Origin of the sequence: Streptomyces sp. KLMMK, assembly GCF_036961605.1 — a bacterium.
Taxonomy (GTDB): Bacteria; Actinomycetota; Actinomycetes; order Streptomycetales; family Streptomycetaceae; genus Streptomyces; species Streptomyces telluris.
Genome location: NZ_JBAMDC010000793.1, coordinates 1 through 688, shown reverse-complemented (window position 1 = coordinate 688; position 688 = coordinate 1). Strand labels below are relative to the sequence as shown.

Sequence of the window (688 nt, the reverse complement as noted above, 5' to 3'; positions counted from 1 at the left end):
GCCTTCGAGATCGGTACGGGTAACAACCACTTACGTGTCGGGATGCTGCGGCAGGGCGAGCCAGTCCGACCAGGAGATCTCACGGCCGAGGAAGCGCGGCTGCTCGAACGGCCAGTCGGCGGCGATCCACTGCGGCACCAGCTCGTCGAGGGCCTGCTCGACCTTGCTGCCCACCAGCTCGTCCACCACCCACCAGGAGATCTCGCCGTCCGCGCCGGCCCTCTCCGGCGGGTCGATGTAGACACAGCCGAGCAGAACTGTCTCCGCCGCGTCGAACAGCGCGTAGTTGAAGGACTGGTGCGCGGCGATCTCCTTCTCGTGCCGCAAAAGGTCGGCCTGGTCGGCCTCGTAGGTCATGGTGTCCGCTGGCCAGCCCCAGGCCGGGCCGAAAATGCTCCACAGCCGCTCTCGCGAACCCATCACAGCCGGATAGTCGAGCGGGGTGTCCGCCTCCCGGATCGGCCGCAGGTGATGACCACCGCCCGGCAGTGGTACCAGGACGGGGTGGACGAAGTCATCGGGAAGCCAGCTCATGACGCCCGACCGTAGCAGCGCGCGGCCGTCCGATCCCCTGGATTTTCCCCACATACCGCGAGGCTCTGCTCTCATGCCGGGCAAGGCCCGCGATCACCCGATCGAGACTCCCGTTCGATCGACAGACTCCATGATCGGTATGGCAACGGCTTCT

At 66.6% G+C, this 688-nt stretch carries 1 protein-coding gene; it reads right to left on the bottom strand.

Features of this window, described 5'->3' with window-relative positions:
• Positions 1–30: 30 nt before the first annotated feature.
• A complete protein-coding gene (locus V7793_RS37990; RefSeq protein ID WP_336014320.1) occupies positions 31–534 on the bottom strand; it encodes an N-acetyltransferase in 504 nt (167 codons plus the stop codon).
• Positions 535–688: the final 154 nt, after the last annotated feature.